Source organism: Nocardioides sp. JCM 18998, assembly GCF_055391535.1.
Map to the genome: position 1 here is coordinate 2,883,689 of NZ_AP043886.1, position 25,065 is coordinate 2,908,753.

Here is a 25,065-nt window from a genome sequence, read left to right on the forward strand (position 1 = left end):
CATCCGTGGGGTGTTGTCCGTTCGCCCGGCGGGGCTACGGTCGAGGGCATGCGCGCGATCCGTCGTTTCACGGTCCGTCCCGTCCTCCCCGCGCCGCTCGCGGCGCTCGGCGTCCTCGCCGGCAACCTGCGCTGGTCCTGGCACCCGCCCACCCAGGACGTCTTCGCCGCGGTCCAGCCCGACCTGTGGGCGCACGTCGAGCACGATCCCGTCCGGCTCCTCGGGGAGGTCTCCCGCGATCGGCTCGACCAGCTCGCCGCCGACGACGGGTTCCGCGCGCTGCTCGGTGCGGCGGAGCGCGACCTGGAGCGCTACCTCACCGAGGACCGGTGGTACCAGCGCGCTTCGGCAGGCTCGGCCTCCCGACCGATGCCGGAGTCCATCGCGTACTTCTCGCCCGAGTTCGGGGTCGCGGCCGCCCTGCCGCAGTACTCCGGCGGTCTCGGGATCCTGGCCGGAGACCACCTCAAGGCGGCCAGCGACCTCGGGGTGCCGATCGTGGGGGTCGGTCTGCTCTACAAGCACGGCTACTTCAGCCAGTCGCTCTCCCGCGAGGGCTGGCAGCAGGAGGCGTACCCGCTGCTCGACCCCGTCGGCCTACCGATCGCCGCGCTGCGCGAGGCCGACGGCACCCGCGCCACCATCGGGATCGACCTGCCCGACGGCCAACACCTCACCGCCCGGATCTGGGTCGCGTCGGTCGGGCGTGTCCCGCTGCTGATGCTCGACACCGACATCGAAGACAACAGCGGAGAGCTCCGAACGGTCACCGACCGGCTGTACGGCGGCAACTCCGAGCACCGTCTGCGCCAGGAGCTGCTTCTGGGCGTCGGCGGCGTCCGCGCGCTGCGGGTGCACAGCCGGCTCGCCGACTCGCCGCCGCCGGAGGTCTTCCACACCAACGAGGGCCATGCCGGATTCCTCGGCATCGAGCGGATCCGCGAGCTGACCGTCGAGCCGCAGGGCCCGCGCCTCGACCTCGACACCGCGCTCGAGGTGGGCCGCGCCTCGACCGTCTTCACCACCCACACCCCGGTGCCGGCCGGGATCGACCGGTTCCCGCGCAGCCTCATCGAGCAGTACTTCGCCGAGGGCACCGGGGCGGTGCCCGGGGTGCCCCTGGACCGAATCCTCGCCCTCGGGGCCGAGGACTACGAGGGCGGCGATCCGGGCGTCTTCAACATGGCGGTGATGGGATTCCGGCTGGCCCAGCGTGCCAACGGCGTCTCGCAGCTGCACGGCCACGTCAGCCGGGAGATGTTCAACGGGCTGTGGCCGGCCTTCGACGAGGCGGAGGTGCCGATCGGGTCGATCACCAACGGCGTGCACGCCCCGACGTGGGTAGCCCGGGAGCTGCTGGAGCTGGCCCTCGAGACCGGTGCGGACGCCGACGCCGAGGACCCCACGGCCTTCGAGGCGGCGATCGACGCGATGCCGGCCGACCGGGTCTTCGCCCTCAAGCGCACCCTGCGCGAGCGGCTCGTCCAGGACGCCCGCCGGCGGCTGTGCGCCTCCCACCTCAAGCGCGGCATGGCCGCCGCCGAGCTGGGCTGGGTCGACCAGGCGCTGGACCCCGACGTCCTGACGATCGGCTTCGCGAGGCGCGCGGCGTCGTACAAGCGCCTCACGCTGATGCTGCGCGACACCGACCGCCTCCGGCGGCTCCTCACCGACCCGGAGCGGCCGGTGCAGCTCGTGATCGCCGGCAAGGCCCACCCGGCCGACGACGGCGGCAAGAAGCTGATCCAGGAGATCGTCCGGCTCTCCGACGACCCCGAGCTCCGGGACCGGATCGTCTACCTGCCCAACTACGACATCGCGATGGCCCAGCCGCTCTATCCCGGGTGCGACGTGTGGCTGAACAACCCGCTGCGCCCGTACGAGGCCTGCGGCACCTCGGGCATGAAGGCGGCGCTCAACGGCGGCCTCAACCTGTCGATCCTCGACGGCTGGTGGGACGAGTGGTTCGACGGGTCCAACGGCTGGGCGATCCCGTCCGTCGACGAGCCCGGCCCGGCCGGCGACCCGGAGCGGCGCGACGACCTGGAGGCAACGGCCCTCTACGACCTGATCGAGCACGAGGTCGCGCCGCGGTTCTACGACCGCGGCGAGGACGGGGTGCCGGTGCGGTGGGTGGAGATGATGCGCCACACCCTCAAGTCGCTCGGCCCCAAGGTGTTGGCGACCCGGATGGTGCGCGACTATGTCCGCGAGCTCTACCTGCCCGCCTCCGGTGCCCGCCGGGCGCTGATCGACCTGGGGGCCGACGACCGCTTCGCCGGGGCCCGCGAGCTGGCCCGGTGGAAGCGGCGCGTCCGCGAGGGATGGCAGGGCGTGCGCGTCGAGCATGTCGAGGGCACCGCGCCGCGTCACCCCGAGGTCGGCGCCGCCCTGGACGTACGGGCCTATGTCGCGCTGGGCGAGCTCGCACCGGACGACGTCGAGGTGCAGCTGGTGCACGGCCGCACCGACGAGGACGACGCGATCGCGGCGCCCGCCGTGACGCCGCTGGCGCTGGCGGAGAGCTACGACGGCGGGCGGCACTGCTTCGCCGGCTCGCTCACCCTCGAGCGAGCCGGCGGGTTCGGCTACACCGTCCGCGTCGTGCCGCGACACGACCGGGTGGCGACGCCGGCGGAGCTCGGGCTGGTCGCGCTGGCCTGAGATCAGTCGGTGCGCAGCGCCAGGAACGTCTTGGGGCACAGCGTGAGCTGCTCGCCGGACTTCACGGTCGTGCCGACCGCGAGCTCGGGGTCGGTGCTCAGCACCACCTCGCCGCTGTGCACCCACTGGTTGACCGGCAGGGTGACCTCGACGGCGTCGTCGCCCGCGTTGCACCAGAGCAGGAACGACGCGTCGATCTGCTGCTCGCCGCGCGGGCCGGGGTCGCGCAGCGGCGTGCCGTTGAGGAAGGTTCCGATGGTGGCCAGGTGGCTGTCGTTCCAGTCCTCGTCGGTCATCTCGCGACCGGTCGGGTGCAGCCACACGATGTCCTTCGGCCCGCCCACGATGGTCGGTCGTCCCGCGAACCAGTGCCGCTGACGCAGCACCGGGTGGCTCTTGCGCAGCGCCAGGGCGGTCTTGGTGATCTCGTAGACGTCGAGCCAGGCGTCGTCGGGGCGCCAGTCGATCCACGAGATCTCGTTGTCCTGGCAGTAGGCGTTGTTGTTGCCGCGCTGGGTGCGCCCGCGCTCGTCGCCGGCGGTGATCATCGGGACGCCGTTGGCCAGGCACACCGTGGCCATCAGGTTGGCGGCCTGGCGCCGGCGCAGGGCGTTGATCTCCGGGTCGTCGGTTTCGCCCTCGGCGCCGTGGTTGCTGGAGCGGTTATCGTCGGAGCCGTCGCGGTTGTCCTCGCCGTTGGCCTCGTTGTGCTTGTGCTCGTAGGAGACCAGGTCGCGCACGGTGAAGCCGTCGTGGGCGGTGACGAAGTTGACCGAGTTGTACGCCGAGCGGCCGTCGTCGGCGTACAGGTCGGAGGAGCCAGCCAGCCGGGTCGCGACGTTGCGGATCCCGCCCGACGCGCCGCGCCAGTAGTCGCGGATCGTGTCGCGGAACTGGTCGTTCCACTCCACCCACGGCGGCGGCATCCGGCCGACGAGGTAGCCGTCCATCGAGGCGTCCCACGGCTCGGCGATGAGCTTCACGTGGCGCAGCACCGGGTCCTGTCCGATGGCGATGAGCAGCGCGTTGTGGAAGTCGATCTCGTAGCCCGTGCGGCACAGCGCGGGCATCAGGTCGAAGCGGAAGCCGTCGACGTGCATCTCGGTCACCCAGTAGCGCAGCGAGTCCAGGATCAGGCGCAGCGCCAGGTCATCCCACGTGTTGACGGTGTTGCCGCAGCCGGTGACGTCCCAGTAGGTGTCGTCGAAGCCGGATGCGAAGTCGTACGCCGGGTCGTCTCGCGGGTCGTCGTGGGGCACCGGCGGCATCAGCCTCTTGTAGAAGCCGCGGTCGTCCAGCCCGCGGAAGGAGAGGGTGGGACCGGTCGCGCCGGCCTCGGCGGTGTGGTTGTAGACCACGTCGAGGATCACCTCGAGGCCGCCTCGATGCAGCGCCTTGACCATCTCCTTGAACTCGGTGACCTGGCCGCCGCGATCGCCGGACGCGCTGTAACAGGCGTCGGGCGCGAAGAACGAGAGCGTGTTGTAGCCCCAGTAGTTGCTCAGCCCGCGCTCGAGCAGGGCCGGCTCGGAGAAGAACTGGTGCACCGGCAGCAGCTCGACCGCCGTCACGCCGAGATCCTTGAGGTAGTTCACGACGTGCGGCGTCGCGAGGCCCGCGTAGGTGCCGCGCAGCTCCTCGGGCACCCGGTCGTGCAGCTGGGTGAAGCCCTTGACGTGCAGCTCGTAGATCACGGTGTCGCGCCACCGGATCCGCATCGGCTCCTCGCCCTCCCAGTCGAAGGACGGGTCGATCACCACCGAGCGGCCCGTGACGGGGGCGGAGTCGGTGCTGTCGCGCCGGGCCGGGTCGTGCCAGTCATAGCCGAAGAGGGCCTGCTCGTTGCTGATCGTGCCGGAGGTCGCACGCCCGTACGGGTCGAGCAGGAGCTTGTCGACGTTGAACCGGTGGCCCTCGGCGGGATTCCACGGACCCTCGGCGCGGTAGCCGTACCGCTGGCCCGGCTCGATGTCGGGCAGGCCCCCGTGCCAGATCCCGAGGGAGCGCTCGGTCAGCGGATAGCGGGTCTCCACGTCGGACTCGTCGAAGAGGCACAGCCACATGGCCGTCGCGTTGGGGGAGTAGACCGCGAAGTTGGTCCAGGTCGGGCTCCAGTCGGCGCCCAAGGGCCAGTTGCGACCGGGCCAGATCGCGGCCGTCTCGCCGAGCTTGCTCCACATTCCGGGCTCCACCCTCCTCATCGTTGCAGATCCCGGGAGGCACCGACCGCCCTGGTCCTCCCGCATCCCCTAAGGTCGGGAACATGACTGACTTCACCGGCGAGTTCGTCCGCCTCGAGGTGGCCGACGGCGTCGCCACGCTCCGGCTGGACCGGCCGAAGATGAATGCGATCAGCCTCCAGGTCCAGGCCGAGGTCCGTGCGGCGTGTGCGGAGGCCACCGACCGCGAGGACGTCCGTGCCGTCGTCGTCTACGGCGGCGAGCGGCTCTTCGCCGCCGGCAACGACGTCGCGGAGATGTCGGAGATGTCCTACGCCGACATGGTGCGGGCGACCCGTGGGGTCTCCCAGGCCGCGACCGCGATCGCCGACATCCCGAAGCCGACCGTCGCGGCGGTCACCGGGTACGCGCTCGGTGGCGGCTGCGAGCTCACCCTGGCCTGCGACCTGCGGATCGCCGCCGAGAACGCCACCTTCGGTCAGCCCGAGATCCTGCTCGGGATCATCCCCGGGGCCGGTGGCACCCAGCGCCTCGCCCGCCTGATCGGCCCCAGCCGGGCCAAGGACCTGATCTTCACCGGCCGCTTCGTCAAGGCCGACGAGGCGCTCGCCATCGGCCTGGTCGACCGGGTGGTGCCGGCCGAGAGCGTCTACGCCGAGGCCGTCGCGTGGGCGCAGCAGTTCAGCGGCGCGGCCGCGCTCGCGCTGCGGGCCGCCAAGGAGTGCATCGACCGGGGGCTGGAGACCGACCTCACCACCGGGCTCGGCATCGAGCAGCAGCAGTTCGCCGCCGTCTTCGCCACCGAGGACGCCCGTACGGGGATGCGGTCCTTCCTCGAGAACGGCCCCGGCAAGGCCACGTTCGCGGGGCGGTGATCGTGACGCGCATCCGGGTCATCCTCGCCCAGGTCGTCTGGACGGTGGCGGTGGTGGCCGCCCTCTTCCTGGCGCTCGGCGCACTGCTGATCGCGGTCAAGGCCAACCAGGACAACGCGCTGGTGAAGTTCGTGCTGAACGTCGCGGACGCGGTGGACCTCGGCGTCTTCGACCGCGCCAACGGCATCAAGCGCTTCACCGGCGCCGACGCCGAGGTGAAGAACGCCCTGTTCAACTGGGGACTCGGGGCCCTGGCCTGGCTGGTGGCCGGACGCCTGGTCGACCGGCTGCTGCGCGCCGGCACGACGTCCCACCCGTGAGCCGATCCAGACGGGGCTCTGGCGATCGCCGAGGGCCGATGTGACATTCTGCACGCGGGACGCTGTTAACCAATCGCCTACCCATCGGTAACATCGGCGTCGTTCAACGACCGACACAGGAGGGGCCGGCTCCGGCCGCACACCATGAACATTGTTGTCTGTGTGAAGTACGTGCCCGACGCGACGGCCGACCGCCGCTTCGAGGCCGACAACACCGTCGACCGCGTCGACGTCGACGGCCTGCTGTCCGAGCTCGACGAGTACGCCGTCGAGCAGGCGCTGCAGATCAAGGAGAAGCGCGCCGACGAGGAGATCAAGGTCATCGCACTGACCGTCGGCCCCGAGAAGGCCGCCGACGCCGTCCGCAAGGCGCTGCAGATGGGCGCCGACGAGGCCGTGCACGTCGTCGACGACGCGATCGCCGGCTCCGATGCGATCGCCACCTCGCTCGTGCTTGCCGAGGCCGTCAAGAAGGCCAACGGCGGCGCCGCCCCCGAGCTGGTCGTCTGCGGCCTGGCCTCGACCGACGCCAGCATGTCCGTCGTCCCGGCGATGCTCGCCGAGCGCCTCGGCCTGCCGCAGGTCACCCTCGCCGCAGTCGTCGAGACCCAGGGCGACCAGGTCCGGATCAAGCGCGACACCGACACCGCGACCGAGGTCGTCGGCGGCACGATGCCGCTGGTCCTCTCGGTCACCGACCAGTCCGGTGAGGCCCGCTACCCGTCCTTCAAGGGCATCATGGCCGCGAAGAAGAAGCCGCTGGAGACCTGGAGCCTCGCCGACCTCGGCGTCGACGCCGGCCAGCTCGGCCTCTCGGCGGCGTGGAGCACGGTCGAGGAGACCGCCGCCCGCCCGCCGCGTACCGCCGGCGAGATCGTCAAGGACGAGGACGGCTCGGGCGCCACGGCGCTGGCCGACTTCCTCGCGTCCAAGAAGTTCATCTGAGAACCGACGAGATAAGGAGTATTCGACATGTCTGAGGTTCTGGTTCTCGTCGACTTCGTCAACGGCGCGGTGAAGAAGCCGACCTACGAGCTGCTCACCCTCGCCGCGCGACTGGGCACCCCGTCGGCCGTCTTCATCGGCGCCGCCGGCGACGTCGCCACGGTCGCCGAGGCCGTCAAGGCGTACGGCGCCGAGAAGGTCTACGCGATCGACGACACCGAGATCAAGGGCTACCTCGTGGCCCCCAAGGCCGAGGCCCTCCAGCAGCTCGCTGTTCAGGTGGCGGGCGGCAATGACCTGGCGGAAGGTGTTGCTGGGATCCTGCTGCCCTCCTCCGCGGAGAACAAGGAGATCGCGGCGCGCCTGGCGATCAAGCTCGAGTCGGGCCTGATCACCGACGCCGTCGACATCACTGCAGGCGAGGGCGGCGGCGCGGTCACGACGCAGTCGGTCTTCGCGGGCAGCTACACCGCGACCGCGAAGGTCACCAAGGGCACCCCGATCATCACGGTGAAGCCGAACTCCGCCGCCCCGAAGCAGTCCGCGGGTGCCGGCACGGTCGAGAACGTCGCCGTGACCATCTCGGACGCCGCCAAGACCGCCCAGATCGTGGCCACCCAGCCGCGCCAGGCGACCGGTCGCCCCGAGCTCACCGAGGCCGCCATCGTGGTCTCCGGCGGTCGTGGCACCGGCGGCAACTTCGAGCCGGTGGAGGGCCTCGCCGACGCCCTCGGTGCCGCCGTCGGCGCCTCGCGTGCCGCTGTCGACTCCGGCTGGAAGCCGCACACCTTCCAGGTGGGTCAGACCGGCAAGGTCGTCTCGCCGCAGCTCTACGTCGCCAACGGCATCTCGGGTGCCATCCAGCACCGTGCCGGCATGCAGACCTCGAAGACCATCGTCGCGGTCAACAAGGACGAGGAGGCGCCGATCTTCGAGCTCGTCGACTTCGGCGTCGTCGGCGACCTGCACACGGTCCTCCCGGCGCTGACCGCGGAGATCGAGAAGCGCAAGGGCTGAGGAGCGAGGCCGCGTCACGAGCTTGCTCGTTGACGTGCGCCGAGCGACGAAGTCCCGCGGCCGAAGGCGCCGGGCTGAGCAGTCCAGCGCTCACGCGCACGGATACGGGCCGTCGGGGGAGACCCCGGCGGCCCGTACTCCTTGTTGCGGTTGCTGTGAATCAGCGCAGGACATCGGTTCAAAAGCGTCTCCGGGGGCCGCGCACGGGTATCGTCGCCGCGGAAGTCTCGGAAACGAATGGGGTGCACTGTGCGAGCTGGACGATGGACACTGGCAGCGGTCACGGCGGCGGCAGGGCTGCTCGTCGCGACGGTTGCGTGGGTGCCGATGCAGGCGAGCGCCGCCGACTCGGGTAGCACCGCCGGTGGTACCCGGGCCACCGCGACCGGCTCCGCGACGGCCGGCACCGGAACCAGCACCGGGGCCGGCACTGGGGCCAGCACTGGGGCCAGCGCCTCGGCGTCGCAGAGCCCGTCGAGCAAGCCGACGAAGACCGTCAAGCCGACGAAGACCCCCAAGCCGCCGAAGGTGCGCTGGACGCCGCCGACCGACGTGGTGATCAACAACCCGCTCGGCAGTCTCACGCAGCGCCAGGTGATCATGACGCGCATCCACGACGCGATCGCGCACACCGGCAAGGGCGACACGATCACGTTCGCGACGTACTCGTTCGACCGCAAGGACCTCGCGAACGCGATGATCCGTGCGCACCACCGCGGCGTCAACGTCCAGATGATGGTGAACGACAACTTCCAGACGCCCCAGGAGTTCCGGCTCCAGAAGATCATGGGCACCAACGTCAACAAGCCGAGCTTCGTGAAGTTCTGCACCGGCTCGTGCCGTGGCAAGCGCGGCAACCTGCACATGAAGGTCTACGCGTTCAGCCACACCGGTGGCGCCTCCGACGTGGTCATGTCGAGCTCCTCGAACCTCACCGGCGCGGCGCCGTCGCACCAGTGGAACGACCTGGTCACGCTGGTCGGCAACCACCACTTCTACAAGACCTGGATGCGCGTCTTCGAGCAGCTCAAGCGGGACAAGCCGGTCAAGAAGCACCGCATCGCGTACACCTCGCGCAACCTCGACGCGACGTTCCACCGGCTCAAGCCCGGCGCCAAGCGCGCCGCCCCGGTCCAGGCGGTCGCGCGCATCCAGACCGGCGCCGGCGACCCGATCATGGCCGAGCTCAACCAGATCGGCTGCAAGACGGGCGGCAAGTACGGCACCGGCGGCCACACCACGATCCGGGTGATGGAGTACGCCTGGTACGGCGCCCGCGGCATCCCGCTGGCCAAGAAGCTCGCCTCGCTGGCGCGCCAGGGCTGCAACATCCGCTCGATCATGAGCCACTCGGACAAGCAGGTCGAGGGCATCCTCGCCTCGGCCGGCATCCCGATGCGCGACGCGACCTGGTGGTACGGCAAGAAGCTGTCGACCGACGGTCACTCGATCGTGTTCGGCTCGCGGCAGTACTCCCACCTCAAGGTGCTCGCCATCAACGGCCGCTACGGCAAGAAGAACGTGCGCACCGTCTTCACCGGCTCGGAGAACTGGGACAACGTCTCCTACATCAACGACGAGGTCACCCTCCAGCTGACCGGCGACAAGACGTACTACCCGTACCTGTCGATGTTCCAGCACCAGTGGACCACCGGCGCCACCCACACCATCGGGATCAAGCCGCTCAACCCGGCTCCGATGGAGAACCCCAAGGACCCGCAGCCCACCGCGGGCCCGATCGTGGTCCCGGACAACGACGCGAACTGACGCAGAAGCAGCCCCGGACGCGGGTACGGGCGCTCATGCGAGCGCCCGTACCCTTCTGTCCATGAGCGAGCCCACCGCCGAGCAGATCGCAGCGCAGACCGTCAGGGAGATCGCGCTGCGAGCGCGCGAGGCCGGCTACGACCTGGCCCTCGCGACCCGCGGGGTCAAGGACGCGGCGCTGCACGCTATGGCCGAGGCGCTGCTGGCGCGCGGCGAGGAGATCCTCGCCGCCAATGCCCAGGACGTCGACCGCGCGCGCGACGGTGGCACGCCGGAGAACATCGTCGACCGGCTCCGGCTGACCCCGGACCGTCTCGAGGGCATGGCCCAGGGCCTGCGGGACGTCGCCGGACTGCCCGACCCGATCGGCGAGGTCGTCCGTGGCTCGACCCTGGCCAACGGACTCGAGCTGCGCCAGATCCGGGTGCCGTTCGGCGTCGTCGGCATGATCTACGAGGCCCGCCCCAACGTCACCGCCGACGCTGCCGGCATCTGCCTCAAGTCCGGCAACGCGGTGCTGCTGCGCGGCTCGTCGTCGGCCGCGGACTCCAACGCCGCCATCGTCGCCGTCCTGCGCGACGCGGTCGCCGGCCACGGCCTGCCCGCCGACGTGATCCAGCTCGTGCCGGCGACCTCGCGCGAGTCGGTCAAGGCGCTGATGCGCGCCCGCGGCCTGGTCGACGTGCTCATCCCGCGCGGGGGAGCCGGCCTCATCCATACGGTCGTCGAGGAGTCGATCGTCCCCGTCATCGAGACCGGCATCGGCAATGTGCACGTCTACGTCGACCGGTCGGCCGACCTGGAGAAGGCGCTCGCGATCGTGCTCAACTCCAAGACCCACCGGACCTCGGTCTGCAACTCCGCCGAGTCCCTGCTCGTCCACGCCGACATCGCGGACGCCTTCTTGCCCAAGGTGGTCGCCGCGCTGCAGGAGAGTGGCGTGACGATCCACGGCGACGAGGCGTTCTCCGGCTTCGACGGCGTCGCGCCCGCGACCGACGAGGACTGGGCGACCGAGTACCTCGCGCTCGAGATCGCCGCGGCGGTCGTACCCTCCATCGAGGACGCCATCGCCCACATCCGGCGCTGGTCGAGCCAGCACACCGAGGCGATCGTCACCGAGGACCTCGCCGCGGCCCGTCGCTTCACCGCCGCGGTCGACGCCGCCGCGGTGATGGTCAACGCCTCGACCCGCTTCACCGACGGTGGCGAGTTCGGCTTCGGCGCCGAGATCGGCATCTCCACCCAGAAGCTGCACGCCCGCGGGCCGATGGGTCTGCCGGAGATGACGTCGACCAAGTACGTCGTGACCGGGGACGGTCATATCCGCTGACCGCCGCCCATCACGCGCCCTGGCGGCGTTGCCGCCGCTCGACGGCCGCTCCGCTCCCCAGGCCGCCTTCGCGTCGGCGCCTTGCCAGGCCACGCGCTGGACGACGGTCAGTCCACGCTAGGGTGTCGCCATGATCTCCACGCTTGTCATGCGCGCCGCCGAGTCCGCCGAGACGTCCGGTGGGGTCAACCACTGGGTCGTCGGGGGCATCGTCCTGTGCATCCTGCTGGCCTCCATGGGCATCCTGCTGGCCTTCGGCGCCGGCCGCGACCACTCCTGAGCCTGGACGTGTCGACCGTGGCCGCGCGATGACGGTCTCGCGCCGTGTCGGGGTCATGGGTGGCACCTTCGACCCGATCCACCACGGCCACCTCGTGGCCGCCTCGGAGGTGCAGGCGTGGTTCGACCTCGACGAGGTCGTCTTCGTGCCCACGGGTGACCCGTGGCAGAAGTCGGACCGCGAGGTCAGCCCGGCCGAGCACCGCTACCTGATGACGGTCATCGCGACGGCCGCCAATCCGCGGTTCACGGTCAGCCGGGTCGACATCGATCGTCACGGCCCGACCTACACACGGGACACCCTCGCGGACCTGCGGAGGGCGATGCCCGATGCCGAGCTCTTCTTCATCACCGGCGCGGACGCGCTGGCCGACATCTTCACCTGGCGCGACGCGGACGAGCTGTTCGATCTCGCGCAGTTCGTCGGCTGTACGCGCCCGGGGTACGAGATGGACGATGAGGCCATCGCCAAGATCCCGGCCGACCGGGTCGCCATGATCGAGATCCCGGCTCTCGCGATCTCGTCCACCGACTGCCGCTTGCGCCACCGCCGTGGCGAGCCCGTCTGGTACCTCGTCCCCGACGGGGTGGTCCAGTACATCGCCAAGCACGACCTCTATCCGGCGACCTCGTCGCCACAGCCCCTTGGGAGGGCTCAATGACTGCCACCGACTACGCCCTCGAGCTCGTCACGATCGCGGCCCGCGCCGCCTCCGAGAAGCTCGCGTCCCAGATCATCGCCTTCGACGTCAGCGAGCAGCTGGCGATCACCGACGCCTTCGTGCTCGCCTCCGCGGGCAACGAGCGCCAGGTCTCCGCGATCGTCGACGAGGTCGAGGACAAGCTCCGCGAGCACGGCGCCAAGCCGATCCGCCGCGAGGGCGAGCGTGACGGGCGCTGGGTGCTGCTCGACTACGGCGACATCGTCGTGCACGTCCAGCACGAGGAGGAGCGCCAGTTCTACGCCCTCGAGCGGCTGTGGCGCGACTGCCCCGCGATCCAGCTGCCGGACGACGTCCGCTCCCGCGAGCGCTGATCCCGAGCCACCGATGCGTCGCATCGTCCTGCTGCGCCACGGCCTGACCTCGTGGAACGCCGAGGGGCGCTTCCAGGGGCAGGCCGACGTCGAGCTCACCGAGACCGGCGTCCTCCAGGCGAAGGCGGCGGCCGCGGTGCTGGCGGCGTACGAGCCCTCGGTGCTGTGGTCCTCGGATCTCGCCCGGGCCCGGGTCACCGCTTCGGCGCTGGCCGACGCGACCGGGGTCGGGGTGCGGCTCGACGAGCGGCTGCGGGAGGTCCACGTCGGCGCGTTCCAGGGGCTCACCCATGCCGAGGCGGTCGAGCGGCACGGGCTGGGTCCGTGGGACTACGGCCAGTACGGCGGCGAGAGCGACGCTCAGACCGGCCGGCGGGTGGCCGCGGTGATCGCCGAGGTCGCCGAGGTGCTGCCGGCGGGGGAGACGGCGGTCCTCGTCTCGCACGGCGCCGGCCTGCGCAGCGGTCTGCTGACCTTCCTCGGCTGGCCCCTGGAGCAGGTCGCCGCACTCGGCGCGCTGGCCAACTGCGGCTGGATCGAGCTCGTCGACGAGTCCTCCACCTGGGCGCAGCGAGCGCCCTGGCGGCTGGCCGCGTACAACCGGGTGACCCCGATTTAGCCGTCCGCATCCTCATCGGCTAACGTTCCTTCTCGCCGGGAGTGATCCCGGTGATTCCTTCGGGGGTGTGGCGCAGCTGGTAGCGCACCTGCATGGCATGCAGGGGGTCAGGGGTTCGAGTCCCCTCACCTCCACCGAGAAGCGATCAGGCCGTCTCTCCGAGCTTCGGAGAGACGGCCTGTCGCATGTGTGGCTGGTGAGGCCTCGCGGGACTACCGCGGCGTCACGACGGCAGCATCACTACTGCGGCGCCGACATCTCGGCCGGGGTGACGAACGCGTGCGAGTGCTGGCGTCCGCCGATCATCACTGCGGCGATGAGGGCGGCGAGCAGTGCCGCGATGCCGCAGACCAGGTAGCCGATCGAGTACGCGTGCGACAGGGCGTGGAACGCGACGTCCTTGATCGGGTTCGGCGGGTTCGGGATCGCGTTCGCGCCCAGCGGGCCGGAGTTGACCGCGCCCTTGACCGGCGGCGGGATCTCGGTGCTGGAGTTGAAGGCGTCCATCGCGCTCTGCAGCTTCGGCGAGGCGGCGATCTTGGCGCTGATCGCGTTGGCGGCGTTGGTCAGCGCGATCGCGCCGACGATCGCCGGCCCGAGGGTCAGGCCGAAGTCGCGCAGCATGCTGGTCGCCCCGCTGGCCATGCCGGCCTTGTCCGTCGGCACGCTGTTGACGGCGACCACGGTGATCGCGGTGACGGCGGTCTTGAAGCCCGCGCCGATCACCAGCAGTGGGATCGCCATCACCCAGACCCCGGCGTGCGAGGCGGCCGGGAGGGCGGCCAGGGCCACGTCGCCGATGCCGATCAGGGCCATGCCCGCGGCCAGCACCCAGCCCGGGCTGTAGCGCTGCAGCACCTTCGCGCTGACCGGGAAGAGCACCACGCCCATGATGTTGAGCAGGATGAATCCGCCGGCGGTCTTGAGCGGCGAGTAGTCCAGGATCGCGGAGAGCCGGATGCTGGTCGCGTACGCGGTGCCCAGGTAGGCGAACATGCCGAGCACCGTCACCACCGCCGAGACGGTGAACATCCGGTTGCTGAACAGGTCGAGCTGGATCAGCGGCTTGTCGACGCGCCGCTCGATCACCACGAAGACGACCATGAAGACGACGGCGACCACGAAGCTGCCGATCACCTTGCCGCTTCCCCAGCCGTCCTCGGCCCCCTGGATCACGCCGTACAGGAGAGCGAACAGGGAGATGGCGATGGTGATCTGCCCGGGCCAGTCGAGCGAGCGGCCGATCGGGGAGGAGGAGTTCTCGGCGGCGACCGCGGTGATCAGGGTGCTGACCACGGCCAGGACGGCCATCGCGAGGAACGCGTAGCGCCAGCTGGCGAACTCGCCGCCGGAGTGGTCGATCTTGGCGAGCAGACCGCCGATGAGCGGCGACATGAACCCACCGGCCGTGAGAGCGGCCGCCCATACGGAGATGGCGTGGGCGCGGTCGCGGACGGTGTGGGTGCCGGCGGCGATCATCGCCACCGAGGTCGGGAAGATCGCAGCGGCGCCCAGGCCGGAGATCACCTGACCGGTGAGCAGCACCCCCACGCCGCCCGAGGGGGTGAAGAAGCCGAACAGGCCGCCGATCGCCATCAGCAGCGAGCCGATCGCGAGCAGGCGCTTGCGACCGAACAGGTCGCCGATGACGCCGAAGGAGAGCTCGAACAGGGTCACCGGGACGAGGAAGGCGTCCGAGACCCAGGTCAGCTGGGTGGAGGTGGTGCCGAGGTCCTGGTTGATGTAGCCGTTGATGACGGCGGGGATGCTGACGCCGACCTGCGCGACGAAGCACGCGCTGACCGCGGCCAGCAGGGTTCCGGCCGTCAGGCGCGGGAGCACCCCGGGGGCGCCGGATGTGGCGGTGGTTTCACTCATAAGTGTGAAGCAAACCACACCGGAAACCTGATGTACAGGTTTCCTGATGAATGTTCTCAGCCGGCGGCGGGAAGGCCGTCGGGCTCTGCGGCAGCGCGGATCCGGGCCACCTCGGCCCGGGCGTGTCGCACCTCGTCGGTGTCGCTCCCGCGGGCCTGGGCGACGTCGTGGGTCAGGTCCAGGATCGCGTGGCGCAGGTGGCGGCGCGCGCGGCGTGCGCGAAGACCCGGCGCGCTCCTGCGGTAGGCCTTGCGTGCCCTCTTGTCGACCACGGTCTCGACCTCCACCTCGCTGAGCGTCCCGGCCTCGACCTCGGGGGCGAGGATGTCGCGCACGAACTGGTGCTCGCGGGGTGCCGCCATTCGGAAGGCGACGGTGAGCACCACCATCGCGACGACGATCGAGAGGAACAGGGCACCGAAGGTGCCGAGTGCGCTGCCGAAGCCGAGCCCGCCGGCATCGTCCCAGGTGAAGTGCAGCAGCATGCCGACCAGGATGAAGGCGACGCCCCGCCCGATCCGGCGAGGCTGGGCAGCGGTCCCCAGGAGATAGACGGCGCCGCTGCAGACCAGGGCGCTGAAGAGCGGGTGCGAGACGAAGCTGGCCCCGATGCGGACGAACGACATCCGCACCGCGTTGCCGACCGGGTCCGTGCCGAACGCGTTCGCTGTCGCATTCGTGGCGTAGAGGAAGTTCTCGAAGGCCGCGAAGCCGATGCCGATGAAGGCGCCGAGCACGAGGCCGTCGTTCGCCGTCCGGACCAGGCGCGGCGCCATGCCCATCAGCAGCACGAAGCCACACAGCTTGGCCGACTCCTCGGTGAACGGTGCGGTGAACCCGGCGGCCCAGTTGGTCGCCCAGTCCTGACCGAAGAGCTTGGCGTAGAGCGAGAGCATCGCGGTGTTGACGGTGAGGGCGAATCCGAAGGTGGCGCTGATCCCTCCCCACACGATGGCCGCCAGCGCCAACGCGATGGGCTGGCGCTCCCAGCGGTCGATGTGGTGGAACCACAGCGCCCACAGGGCGCCGCACAGTCCGCAGAGCAGGACGCCGACGGCGACGCCATCGGCGTAGAAGCCGATCTTGGGCTGGAAGTAGGACCAGGTCTGGAACACGCCGACGCCGGTGAGGACCACGTACACCCAGAAGCACAGGTTGTGGGGTTGGAGGAACGTGAACCGTTCGCCCCAGCCGGAGATCTCCAGCGCCTGGTCGCGTCGCCGTACCGCGTCCTGAGGGCCGAGGTTCGGTGCGAGGTCCTTCGCCTGGCTGGTCATGAGCCGCTCCCGGTGCTCGGGGCCCCGGTGGTGTGGATGCTGGCGACCATGTCCTCGATCTCGCTGCTCGCCGCCGTCATCTGGGCCGTCGGGCCGTAGGCGGTGACCTCCACCCCGGTGCCGTCGATGACGAAGGCCGCGACGAGGCCGTCGCCGCGCGCGCTGCGGTAGGCCTGGACCACGCCGGTCTCGCCCGACGTGGTGGCGATGCTCGCCGGCTTGCCGTCGACCCGGAACGAGGGGTCGTCGGTCGAGCTGGTCACCTTCGCGATCTGGTCGAGCAGCTGGGCCGGCGTGCCGTCGAAGGAGCCCGGCACGACGTCGAAGACCACTCCGTCGCCGGAGACGGTGGCCGGGCCGCTCTTGGCCGCCGAGCCGTCGCTGCCGACCCGGTGGCCTCGCTCGACGTTCCAGCCGGTTGTGGGGGTGAAGGCGATCGTGTCGGTGAGCGCGAGCTGCTCACCGGCTGCGACCGGGTCGTCCCAGCCGACGGCGTCGTCGATCCGCGGGATGACCACCGTGGCCACCAGGAAGACCGCCACGACGAAGAGCGCGTAGGGGAACGAACGCGTGTCCAGGCCGAGGAGCCGATGCTCGACCGGCACCCGCCTCCGCGTTGAGCTGACGCCGACTGACACCGGGCCTCCCTGTCGAGGTGGGGTGCCGCCCCGCCTCGTGGCGGTGCGATCTGGCCACATCCTTCCAGCCGCGGCCAAGCGTTGGATAGCCGCTAGGAGTGCTCGTCGTCACCCTGGCTGCGGCGTCGCAGCGCCTGCCGGCACAGCTGCAGGGAATGCCGCAGCGTGCTCGCCTCGGCCTCCGACATGAGCGAGAGCACCTGTCGCTCCAGCTCGGCGACCTGGGGGCGGAGGTCGTCGAGCAGCCGGTGACCCTCCCCGGTCAGCGCGATCACCAGGCGGCGTCGATCGGCCGGGTCCCGGTGCCGCTCGATCAGGCCACGCCCCAGCAGCGCGGTGACCATGTCGGCCATGCTCTGCGCGGTGACGAACGAGAGGCGTGCCAGGTGCGCCGCGGTCAGGTCGGGATGGCGCTCCAGCACCGTCAGAGCGGTGTACTGCAGCGCCGTGAGCCCGACCGGACGCGCGAGGTCGTCGAGCTCGGCTCGTACGGCCAGCTCGACCTGCTTCATCAGGTACAGCAGCGTCGGCGGGGCGGCCTCGTGCCGATCCGTCGCCTGAACGGCCTCCGTCATGCTCGCCCCTCCTCCGTGCCGGTGGCTCACCGGCGGAACCGTCGGATCATCCTAGGCGGCCGCGGCGCCGGCCAGCCCCAGGACCCTCGCGGCGTTGTGCTTGAGGATGCCCGGCAGATACGTCGGGTCGATGCCGAGGCCGTCGAAGTCCTCCAGCCAGCGCTCCGGCGTGATCAGCGGGTAGTCGCTGCCGAAGAGCACCTTGTGCCGCAGCATGCCGCCCGCAGCGCGGATCAGCTCGGGTGGGAAGTACTTCGGGCGCCAGCCGGACAGGTCGATGAAGACGTTCGCCTTGTGGGTGGCCATCGAGATCGCCTCGGCCTGCCACGGCACCGAGGGGTGGGCCAGGATCACGGTCAGCCCCGGGAAGTCGGCGGCGACGTCGTCGAGCAGCAGCGGGTTGGAGTAGCGCAGCTTGATCCCGCGACCGCCGGGCAGCCCGGCGCCGATGCCGTTCTGTCCGGTGTGGAAGAGCGCCGGGACACCCAGCTCCTCGAGCGCCCCCCAGAGCGGGTGGAAGGCCGGGTCGTCGGGGGAGAAGGCCTGCAGGCTGGGGTGGAACTTGAATCCGCGGACGCCGTACTCCTCGACCAGCATCCGGGCGCGCGACACCGCCTTCGCACCCTGGTGCGGGTCGACCGAGCCGAACGGGATCAGCACGTCGCTGTGCGCCGCGGCCGCCGTCGCGATCTCCTCGCTGGACAGCGCCGTGTGCCCGGTCGCGGTGGTGGCGTCGACGGTGAAGACCACCGCCGCCATCCCGGCCGAGCGGTAGCGCGTCGCGAGATCCTCGACCGTCGGCGTGCGGCTCTCCGAGCCCTTGAAGTACGCCGCCGACGCGTCCATCAGCTCGTCGTCGAGCGAGTGGTGACCGTGGTCGTCGGCCTCCACGTGGACGTGCACGTCGAGCGCGGAGATCGCGGCCAGGTCGATGGCGGGCTCGTAGCGGGTCACGTGATCGGTCATGAGGTGGCCTCTCGCAGTCGGGACTTGACGAGCTTGCCGGACGCGTTGTGCGGCAGCTCGGGCAGGAAGACGATCGATCGGGGGAGCTTGTAGCGCGCCAGTCGGCCGTCGAGGTGGGCAAGCACGCCGTCGGCGTCGAGGTCGGTGCCGGGACGGCGTACGACGAAGGCGCGTCCGACCTCGCCCCACTGCTCGTCCTCGACGCCGATCACGGCGCACTCGGCGATGTCGGGATGGCTGTGCAGAGCCTGTTCGACCTCGGCGGGGTAGACGTTCTCCCCGCCGGAGATGTACATGTCCTTGAGGCGGTCGACGATGCGGAGGTAGCCCTCCTCGTCGCGCACCGCGAGGTCGCCGGTGTGCAGCCAGGCCTCCTGGCCGGTCCCGGTGCCGGTGCCGGTGTCGAAGGCGGCAGCGGTGGCCAGGTCGTCCTCCCAATAGCCGGGGGAGACGTTCGGGCCGGTGACCAGCACCTCGCCGAGCTCGTCGATCTCCGTCTCACGCTCACCGTGCGCTCCCTGGGCGACCACCCGCACGTCGGTGAAGAAGCAGGCGGTCCCGGCCGAGCCGAGCTTGCGGACGCCGTCGGCCGCCCGCAGCATCGTCGTCCCCGGGGAGGCCTCGGTCAGGCCGTAGCCCTGGACGATCATGAGGCCGCGATCCAGCCAGGTGTGCAGCAGTGACTCGGGGATGGGTGCCCCGCCGCTGAGGGCCAGGCGCAGGCTGTCCAGGTCGGCCTCGCCGAACCGCGGCGTGGCCGCGAGGGAGAGGTACATCGAGGTCACGCCGAAGAGCAGGCTGACCCGCTCCGACTCGATCAGGTCGACGGCGCGCACCGGGTCGAACTTCGCCTCGACCAGCGCGGTGCCGCCCTTGAGGATGGTCGGGAAGAGCACCTGGTTGAGCGCCGCGGTGTGGAACAGCGGCGCGGTGACCAGCGCGATCTCCTCGTTGGTCAGGTCGATGTCGACGAGCAGGTTGTAGACGTTCCAGATCACGTTGCCGTGGGTGAGCATCACGCCCTTGGGACGCCCGCTGGTGCCGGAGGTGTACTGGATCATGAAGAGGTCGTCGAGCCCGATCGGCTCGTCGATCTCGGTCTCCTCGACGCTCTTGAGGCCGTCGAGGCCCGCACCGGTCGCGCGCGAGAAGACCACGGTGTCGATGCCGAGACCGGCGATCGCCGGATCCTCGATCGGCCCCGCCAGGACGTCCTCGACCAGCAGCAGGCCGGCTCCGCTGTGGCCGAGCACGTGCACCAGCTCCGGCGCCGCGAGCCGGGTGTTGACGGGGACGAAGACGCCGCCGAGCTGGGCGGTGGCGAACATCGCCACCACCATCTCGATCGAGTTGAGCCCGAGGAACGCGACCCGGTCGCCGCGCTCCACGCCGCGCTGCCGCAGCCCGTGGGCCAGCCGGGTCGCACCCCGATGGAGCTCGGCGTACGTCGTCGGTGCGCCGTCCTGGACCAGGGCCGCCTTCATCGGCGTCATCCGGGCGCGGCGGCGGGTCCAGGAGCCGAGGCCGTTGTCCTTCATCGCGTCTCTCCGGCGTCATCGGCGGGCTGGTCACGGTCGCCGAGCTTGTCGAGGTCGCCGAGCTTGTCGAGGTCGCCGAGGCCGACGCGCTGCTTGAGCGCGATCAGCTCGCGCAGCGCGCGGTCCCGTCGGGCGAGGACGTCGCGCTCGCGGCCGGCCATCTCGGCGCTCACGCCGTCGACCAGCTGTGCGGTGAGCTCGGGCGTGAGCGCGGGAGCGCCCAGGTCGTCCCACCAGTCGACCATCGGCGGACCGAGGTGCTCGAGCACGTGCGCCATCCCGCCCGGGCCGCCGGAGAGGTGCTGGGTGGCGATCGGGCCGAGCAGCGCCCAGCGCAGGCCCGGACCGGATGCGACCGCCTGGTCGAGGTCGGCGACCGTGATGGCGCCGCGCCGGACCAGGTCGTACGCCTCGCGCCAGAGCGCCGACTGCAGCCTGTTCACGACATGGCCGGGCAGCTCGGCACGGACCCTGACCGGGCGACGGCCGAGCAGTCGCATCGCGGTCATGGTCGCCTCGACGGTGTCCTCGGACGTGGCTCTCCCGCCGACCACCTCCACCAGCGGAACCAGGTGCGGCGGGTTGAAGGGATGGGCGACCACGACCCGCTCCGGGTGGCGGCAGGCGTCCTGGAACGCACTCGGGCCGAAGCCCGAGGAGCTGCTGGCCAGCACCACGTCGGGCGCGGCCGCCCCGTCCAGAGCGGCGAAGAGCTCGCGCTTGAGATCGACCCGCTCTGGGCCGGACTCGATGACCAGGTCGGCCGCGGCCGCCGCCGTGGCCGCGTCGGTGTGCACGTGCAGTCGCGTCAGCGCCTCGGCACCCGTGTCCAGCTCGACCAGGTGCCCGGCCACGGCAGCCCGCAGCCGGTCCTCGGCCGCCGGGTCCGGGTCGGCGGCGTGCACGACCAGGCCCTTGGCCAGGGCCAACGCGGTCCAGCTGCCGCCGATCGAGCCGGCTCCGACCACCGCGACGGTGCTGATGTCGGTCCTCATGCGTGGGTCTCCTGCTGGTCTGCGACGTGCTGGGGAGCCAACGCGGTGAAGGCGTCGAGCACGCTGGGGTCGGCGAGGGCGTCGCGGCTGACCACCTGGGTGGCCGGCGTGCCCTGGAGGATGCGCTTGATGGGCAGCTCGAGCTTCTTGCCGGTCAGGTTGCGGGGGATCCCCGGTACGCCGAGGATCCGGTCCGGGACGTGCCGCGGCGAGAGGGCGGTGCGCAGCGTGGATCGGATCGTGGCGATCAACGCGTCGTCGAGCTCTCCGCGCTGCGGCGAGGTGGTGACGAAGAGGATCAGCTCGCCGTTTCCCCCTGCCGGATCCTCCAGGTGCACGACCAGGCTGTCGGCGACGCCGGGCAGCTCCTCCACGACACGGTAGAACTCCGCCGTGCCGAGCCGGACGCCACCGCGATTGAGGGTGGCGTCGCTGCGACCGGTGACCACGCAGCTGCCGTCCGGCTCGAAGACGATCCAGTCGCCGTGCCGCCAGATGCCGGGGTAGGTATCGAAGTAGGTGTCGCGCAGCCTGGTGCCGTCCGCGTCGCCCCACAGCCCGATCGGCATGGAGGGCATCGGCGCGGTGACGACCAGCTCGCCGGGCTCGCCGATCACCTCGCGGCCCGCCGCGTCGTACGCGTGCACGTCGACGGCGAGGGCGCGCCCGGAGATCATCCCGGCGCGGACCGGCAGCAGCGGGTTGTTCTGCACCAGGCCGCTGCACACGTCGGTGCCGCCGCTGCCGACGTTGAGCTGCACGTGCGCTCCGAGCTGCTCGCCGATCCAGGCGTAGCCCTCGGGCGGCAGCGGTGAGCCTGCCGACCCGACGACGCGGATCCTGAGGTCGAGGTCGCGCAGGTCGATCCCGGCGGCGCGGCAGGCCATCACGAAGCCCGGGCTCGCACCCATCAGGGTCGCGCCGGTCTGCTCGGCCAGGCGCCACTGCCAGGCGAGATCGGGGTATGCCGGGTCGCCGTCGATCATCACGATCGTGGAGCCGACCAGAAGTCCGGAGACCAGGGCGTTCCACATCATCCAGGCGGTGGTGGAGTACCAGAGCATCACGTCGCCCGGCCCGAGGTCCCATGACAGCGCGTGGTTCTTCAGGTGCTCCAGCGTGATGCCGCCGTGGCCGTGCACGATCGCCTTCGGCTTCCCGGTGGTGCCCGAGGAGAACAGCACCACGAGCGGGTGGTCGAAGGGCACCGGCGTGGTGTCGGGGATCGGTGCGGTGACCTCGGCGAGCAGGCCGGTCCACGGCGCGGCACCGGGCACGCGCCACTCGCCGTACTCGATGTCCACGACGTGGCGCACGCTCGGCAGCTCGGCGACGATCTCGCTGACCTGGTCGCGGCGGTCGATCGGCTTGGCGCCGTACTGGTAGCCGCCGGCGACGATCAGCACGACCGGCTCGACCTGCCCGAACCGGTCGATGACGCTGCGGGGACCGAACTCGATCGCGCAGCTGGTCCACACCGCGCCCAGCCCGGCCGCGGCCAGGAAGGCGACCAGTGCCTCCGGGGTGTTGGGCAGGTAGCCGGCCACCCGGTCGCCGGGCTGCACGCCCAGGTCGACCAGGACGCGGCGAGCACGTGCGACCTGGTCGCGCAGCTCGGCCCAGGTCAGGTCCACGTCGGGGCGTGCCTGCGAGCGGCCGAGCACGGCCGCGGCGTCGGGGCCGTTGCTGGGGCCGGCGCCCCGCAGTGCCTGCTCGGCGTAGTTGAGCAGCGAGCCGGGGAACCAGGTGGCGCCCGGCATGGTGCGCGTGGCCAGTACGGCGCTGCGCTCGCCGTGGTCGGTCACCTCGAAGAACTCCCAGATCGCCGACCAGAAGCCGTCCAGGTCCTCGACCGACCAGCGCCACAGTCCGTCGTGGTCGCGCAGCTCGAGGCCGCGGTGCTCGTTGACCCAGGTCACGAAGCGGCCCACCTGTGTCGTCTCCAGCACGTCCGCGGGTGGCGTCCAGAGCACGTCACCGGTCTGCACGCCCATCGGCCCGCTCACCGGTCGGTCACCTTCTGGGCGCGACCGTCGAGGAACGCCTGCATCCGCTGCTTGGCGTCGTCGGTGCCCTGCGCGATGGCGGCCATCATCGACTCCATCATGTAGCCCTCGTGCGGGCTGGCCTCGGCGATCCGGGGCAGGGCCTGCACGATCGCGTAGTTCGTCTGGGCGGCGTTCTCCGCGATCCGGGTCGCCAGCTCGAGGGCGAGATCGAGGCCGGCGCCGTCGTCGGCGACGTACTGGGACAGGCCTGCGGCGGCGCCCTGCTCGGCGTCGTAGCGACGACCGGTGAGCATCAGGTCGGCCATCCGGGCGACGCCGATGAGGCGGGGGATCCGGACCGAGCCGCCCCCGCCGACGAAGAGGCCGCGCATGCCCTCGGGCAGGGCGTAGAAGGTGGAGCGCTCGGCGACCCGGATATGCGTCGCCGCCGCCAGCTCCAGGCCCCCGCCGATGACGGCACCCTTGAGGGCGGCGACGACGGGGACCGGCCCGAACTCGATCTGCTCGAAGGCGCGGTGCCACATCCGCGAGTGCCGGACGCCGCCCAGGGTGTCCCGCTCCGCCATCTCGGCCAGGTCCAGGCCGGCACAGAAGTGGTCGCCGTCGGCGGCGATCACGACGCTGCCGATGTCCTCGGGCAGCTCGGTGAAGAAGCGTCCCAGGGCCACGACGGTCTCGTCGCTGATCGCGTTGCGCTTCTCGGGGCGAGCCAGGGTGAGGACCGCGACCCGGCCGCGGCGCTCGGCGCGCAGGGTGGTCGGCAGTTCGACGAACGAGGGGGACACGGGACCTCCGAGTAATAAGCAGGATTCCTGTTTATTACAGCAGGTCGCGCGGCGGCGCGCAAGGAGCGTCCGGCGCCCTGCTAGAGCTCCAGCACCAGCCGGGGACAGCCTGCCGCGGCTCGCGACACGCACACGTACATGACGTCGTTCTCGGCGCGCTCCGCGTTCGTCAGGATCGTGTCGCGGTGGTCCACGATGCCGTCCAGCACGCCGGTCTCGCAGGTGCCGCACGTGCCCTCCTGGCAGGAGGACAGCACGCTGATGCCCGCGGCCCGGACCGTCTCCAGGATCGTGCCGTCCGCCGGCACCGTCAGGGTCAGGCCGGAGTCGGCCAGCTCGACCTCGAAGGAGCCGTCGCCGGCGGCGTGCAGCTGCGCGGTCGGCGCGAAGTGCTCCAGGTGCAGCAGGCCCTCCGGCCGCTGCGAGCACAGCTCCGTGACGGCACTCAGCAGCGGCGTCGGTCCGCAGCAGTAGACCAGCGCGTCGTCCTGCGCCGCGGGCAGGAGCGAGGTGAGGGGCAGCAGCCCGACCTCGTCCTGCGGATACACGTCCACCCGTGCGCCGTACGCCTTCGTGAGGTCCTCGGCGAACGCCATCGAGGCACGCGTCCGGCCGCCGTACGCCAGGTGCCAGTCCGCGCCCGCGGCCTCGGCCGCCGCGATCATCGGCAGCAGGGGAGTGATGCCGATGCCGCCGGCGATGAAGAGGTAGCGCTCGGCGGGCACGAGCGGGAAGTGGTTGCGGGGCCCGCGCGCCGTGACCAGATCGCCGACGGCGAGCTTGTCGTGCACATAGCCGGAGCCGCCTCGGCCCTCCGGCTCGCGCAGCACCGCCACGCTCCACCGTGCGGCGTCGGTGGGATCGCCGCACAGGGAGTACTGCCGCACCAGGTCGCCCAGGTGCAGGTCGACGTGCGCGCCGGGCCGCCAGGCCGGCAGTGCGGCGCCGCTCGGGTCGACCAGGTGCAGCCGGCGCACGCCGTCGGCGGGCTCGTCGATCGCCTCGATCCGGAGCTCGAGCTCGTGCTCGTCGGCGGGGTGGCGTGCGCCGAGCTCGTCGAGGCGCCTCGACGGGCTCGGTGAGGGAGGGCTCGCGCTCACGTCGTCACCAGCTCTCGCTCGGGCGTGCCGGGCCCGGGTGTCGCTCCGGGTCCGCGGTCCGTGGGGCCGTGGGTCGCCGGATGGGCGAGCAGCCAGTCCCACAGCTCGATGGGATCGGTGGCCTCGTACGGCGTGCCGCACCAGCAGTAGCCGACCAGGACGTCGGTGTTCAGCTGCCACACCACGCGATAAACGGTGCGGCCCCGGAGCATCCGCGAGGGTGCTGGCAGGTCGGCCCTGACCGGCGCTGTCGACCCCTCCGGCGCGTT

At 71.1% G+C, this 25,065-nt stretch carries 23 protein-coding genes and 1 tRNA gene; 12 read left to right on the forward strand and 12 right to left on the reverse strand.

Features of this window, described 5'->3' with window-relative positions; genetic code table 11:
• Positions 1-48: 48 nt before the first annotated feature.
• Entirely contained in the window at positions 49-2,664 is a 2,616-nt protein-coding gene (gene glgP, locus ACZ5L9_RS13515; RefSeq protein ID WP_464528560.1) for an alpha-glucan family phosphorylase, read from the forward strand.
• A 2-nt stretch (positions 2,665-2,666) separates the two neighbouring features.
• Here glgP and glgX read toward each other — a convergent pair whose 3' ends face one another.
• Complete coding sequence (gene glgX / locus ACZ5L9_RS13520) at positions 2,667-4,856, reverse strand: glycogen debranching protein GlgX (protein WP_464528562.1); 2,190 nt, start codon at positions 4,854-4,856, stop codon at positions 2,667-2,669.
• A 71-nt stretch (positions 4,857-4,927) separates the two neighbouring features.
• Between glgX and ACZ5L9_RS13525 the strand changes: the two genes are divergently transcribed.
• From ACZ5L9_RS13525 to ACZ5L9_RS13575, 11 genes are all read left to right on the forward strand, one after another.
• Entirely contained in the window at positions 4,928-5,719 is a 792-nt protein-coding gene (locus tag ACZ5L9_RS13525; protein WP_464528565.1) for an enoyl-CoA hydratase/isomerase family protein, read from the forward strand.
• A 2-nt stretch (positions 5,720-5,721) separates the two neighbouring features.
• Complete coding sequence (locus ACZ5L9_RS13530) at positions 5,722-6,039, forward strand: hypothetical protein (protein WP_464528567.1); 318 nt, start codon at positions 5,722-5,724, stop codon at positions 6,037-6,039.
• Positions 6,040-6,201: 162 nt separating this feature from the next.
• Positions 6,202-6,984: an electron transfer flavoprotein subunit beta/FixA family protein gene (locus ACZ5L9_RS13535; protein ID WP_464528568.1), complete on the forward strand. Its 783-nt coding sequence runs from the start codon at positions 6,202-6,204 to the stop codon at positions 6,982-6,984.
• Positions 6,985-7,011: 27 nt separating this feature from the next.
• Positions 7,012-8,001: an electron transfer flavoprotein subunit alpha/FixB family protein gene (locus ACZ5L9_RS13540; RefSeq protein WP_464528572.1), complete on the forward strand. Its 990-nt coding sequence runs from the start codon at positions 7,012-7,014 to the stop codon at positions 7,999-8,001.
• A gap of 249 nt (positions 8,002-8,250) precedes the next feature.
• Positions 8,251-9,768, forward strand: a complete 1,518-nt coding sequence (locus ACZ5L9_RS13545) for a phospholipase D-like domain-containing protein (RefSeq protein ID WP_464528575.1) — start codon at positions 8,251-8,253, stop codon at positions 9,766-9,768.
• A 61-nt stretch (positions 9,769-9,829) separates the two neighbouring features.
• Complete coding sequence (locus ACZ5L9_RS13550) at positions 9,830-11,101, forward strand: glutamate-5-semialdehyde dehydrogenase (protein WP_464528578.1); 1,272 nt, start codon at positions 9,830-9,832, stop codon at positions 11,099-11,101.
• A gap of 130 nt (positions 11,102-11,231) precedes the next feature.
• Positions 11,232-11,381 (forward strand): hypothetical protein, encoded by a 150-nt coding sequence (locus ACZ5L9_RS13555; protein ID WP_464528581.1) that lies wholly within the window; start codon positions 11,232-11,234, stop codon positions 11,379-11,381.
• Between the two features lie 28 nt (positions 11,382-11,409).
• Positions 11,410-12,042, forward strand: coding sequence for a nicotinate-nucleotide adenylyltransferase (gene nadD, locus ACZ5L9_RS13560; RefSeq protein WP_464528583.1), 633 nt, complete (start codon positions 11,410-11,412; stop codon positions 12,040-12,042).
• Positions 12,039-12,416, forward strand: a complete 378-nt coding sequence (rsfS, locus tag ACZ5L9_RS13565; protein ID WP_464528584.1) for a ribosome silencing factor — start codon at positions 12,039-12,041, stop codon at positions 12,414-12,416. The genes nadD and rsfS overlap by 4 nt, the downstream gene beginning before the upstream one ends.
• Positions 12,417-12,429: 13 nt before the next feature.
• Complete coding sequence (locus tag ACZ5L9_RS13570; RefSeq protein ID WP_464528586.1) at positions 12,430-13,035, forward strand: histidine phosphatase family protein; 606 nt, start codon at positions 12,430-12,432, stop codon at positions 13,033-13,035.
• A 61-nt stretch (positions 13,036-13,096) separates the two neighbouring features.
• Positions 13,097-13,169 (forward strand) — tRNA-Ala (locus ACZ5L9_RS13575).
• 106 nt (positions 13,170-13,275) lie between these two features.
• Here the strand turns inward: ACZ5L9_RS13575 and ACZ5L9_RS13580 are convergent.
• From ACZ5L9_RS13580 to ACZ5L9_RS13630, 11 genes are all read right to left on the reverse strand, one after another.
• Positions 13,276-14,913 (reverse strand): MFS transporter, encoded by a 1,638-nt coding sequence (locus ACZ5L9_RS13580; RefSeq protein WP_464528588.1) that lies wholly within the window; start codon positions 14,911-14,913, stop codon positions 13,276-13,278.
• Between the two features lie 56 nt (positions 14,914-14,969).
• Positions 14,970-16,190 (reverse strand): PrsW family intramembrane metalloprotease, encoded by a 1,221-nt coding sequence (locus tag ACZ5L9_RS13585; RefSeq protein ID WP_464528590.1) that lies wholly within the window; start codon positions 16,188-16,190, stop codon positions 14,970-14,972.
• Positions 16,187-16,795: a hypothetical protein gene (locus ACZ5L9_RS13590; protein ID WP_464528592.1), complete on the reverse strand. Its 609-nt coding sequence runs from the start codon at positions 16,793-16,795 to the stop codon at positions 16,187-16,189. The genes ACZ5L9_RS13585 and ACZ5L9_RS13590 overlap by 4 nt, the downstream gene beginning before the upstream one ends.
• A gap of 125 nt (positions 16,796-16,920) precedes the next feature.
• Entirely contained in the window at positions 16,921-17,403 is a 483-nt protein-coding gene (locus ACZ5L9_RS13595; RefSeq protein WP_464528595.1) for a MarR family winged helix-turn-helix transcriptional regulator, read from the reverse strand.
• 51 nt (positions 17,404-17,454) lie between these two features.
• Positions 17,455-18,369, reverse strand: a complete 915-nt coding sequence (locus ACZ5L9_RS13600; RefSeq protein WP_464528599.1) for an amidohydrolase family protein — start codon at positions 18,367-18,369, stop codon at positions 17,455-17,457.
• The gene (locus tag ACZ5L9_RS13605) at positions 18,366-19,907 is read right to left on the reverse strand and encodes an acyl-CoA synthetase (protein ID WP_464528603.1); all 1,542 of its coding nucleotides are present in this window, start codon (positions 19,905-19,907) and stop codon (positions 18,366-18,368) included. The genes ACZ5L9_RS13600 and ACZ5L9_RS13605 overlap by 4 nt, the downstream gene beginning before the upstream one ends.
• Complete coding sequence (locus ACZ5L9_RS13610) at positions 19,904-20,902, reverse strand: 3-hydroxyacyl-CoA dehydrogenase NAD-binding domain-containing protein (protein ID WP_464528605.1); 999 nt, start codon at positions 20,900-20,902, stop codon at positions 19,904-19,906. Before ACZ5L9_RS13610 ends, ACZ5L9_RS13605 begins: the two co-directional genes overlap by 4 nt.
• Entirely contained in the window at positions 20,899-22,908 is a 2,010-nt protein-coding gene (locus tag ACZ5L9_RS13615) for an acetoacetate--CoA ligase (protein WP_464528606.1), read from the reverse strand. Before ACZ5L9_RS13615 ends, ACZ5L9_RS13610 begins: the two co-directional genes overlap by 4 nt.
• On the reverse strand, positions 22,905-23,696 hold the full coding sequence (locus ACZ5L9_RS13620) for a crotonase/enoyl-CoA hydratase family protein (protein ID WP_464528608.1): 792 nt from the start codon (positions 23,694-23,696) through the stop codon (positions 22,905-22,907). The genes ACZ5L9_RS13615 and ACZ5L9_RS13620 overlap by 4 nt, the downstream gene beginning before the upstream one ends.
• A gap of 80 nt (positions 23,697-23,776) precedes the next feature.
• On the reverse strand, positions 23,777-24,796 hold the full coding sequence (locus tag ACZ5L9_RS13625) for a PDR/VanB family oxidoreductase (RefSeq protein WP_464528610.1): 1,020 nt from the start codon (positions 24,794-24,796) through the stop codon (positions 23,777-23,779).
• A complete protein-coding gene (locus tag ACZ5L9_RS13630) occupies positions 24,793-24,981 on the reverse strand; it encodes a hypothetical protein (RefSeq protein WP_464528613.1) in 189 nt (62 codons plus the stop codon). The genes ACZ5L9_RS13625 and ACZ5L9_RS13630 overlap by 4 nt, the downstream gene beginning before the upstream one ends.
• Positions 24,982-25,065 lie beyond the last annotated feature (84 nt).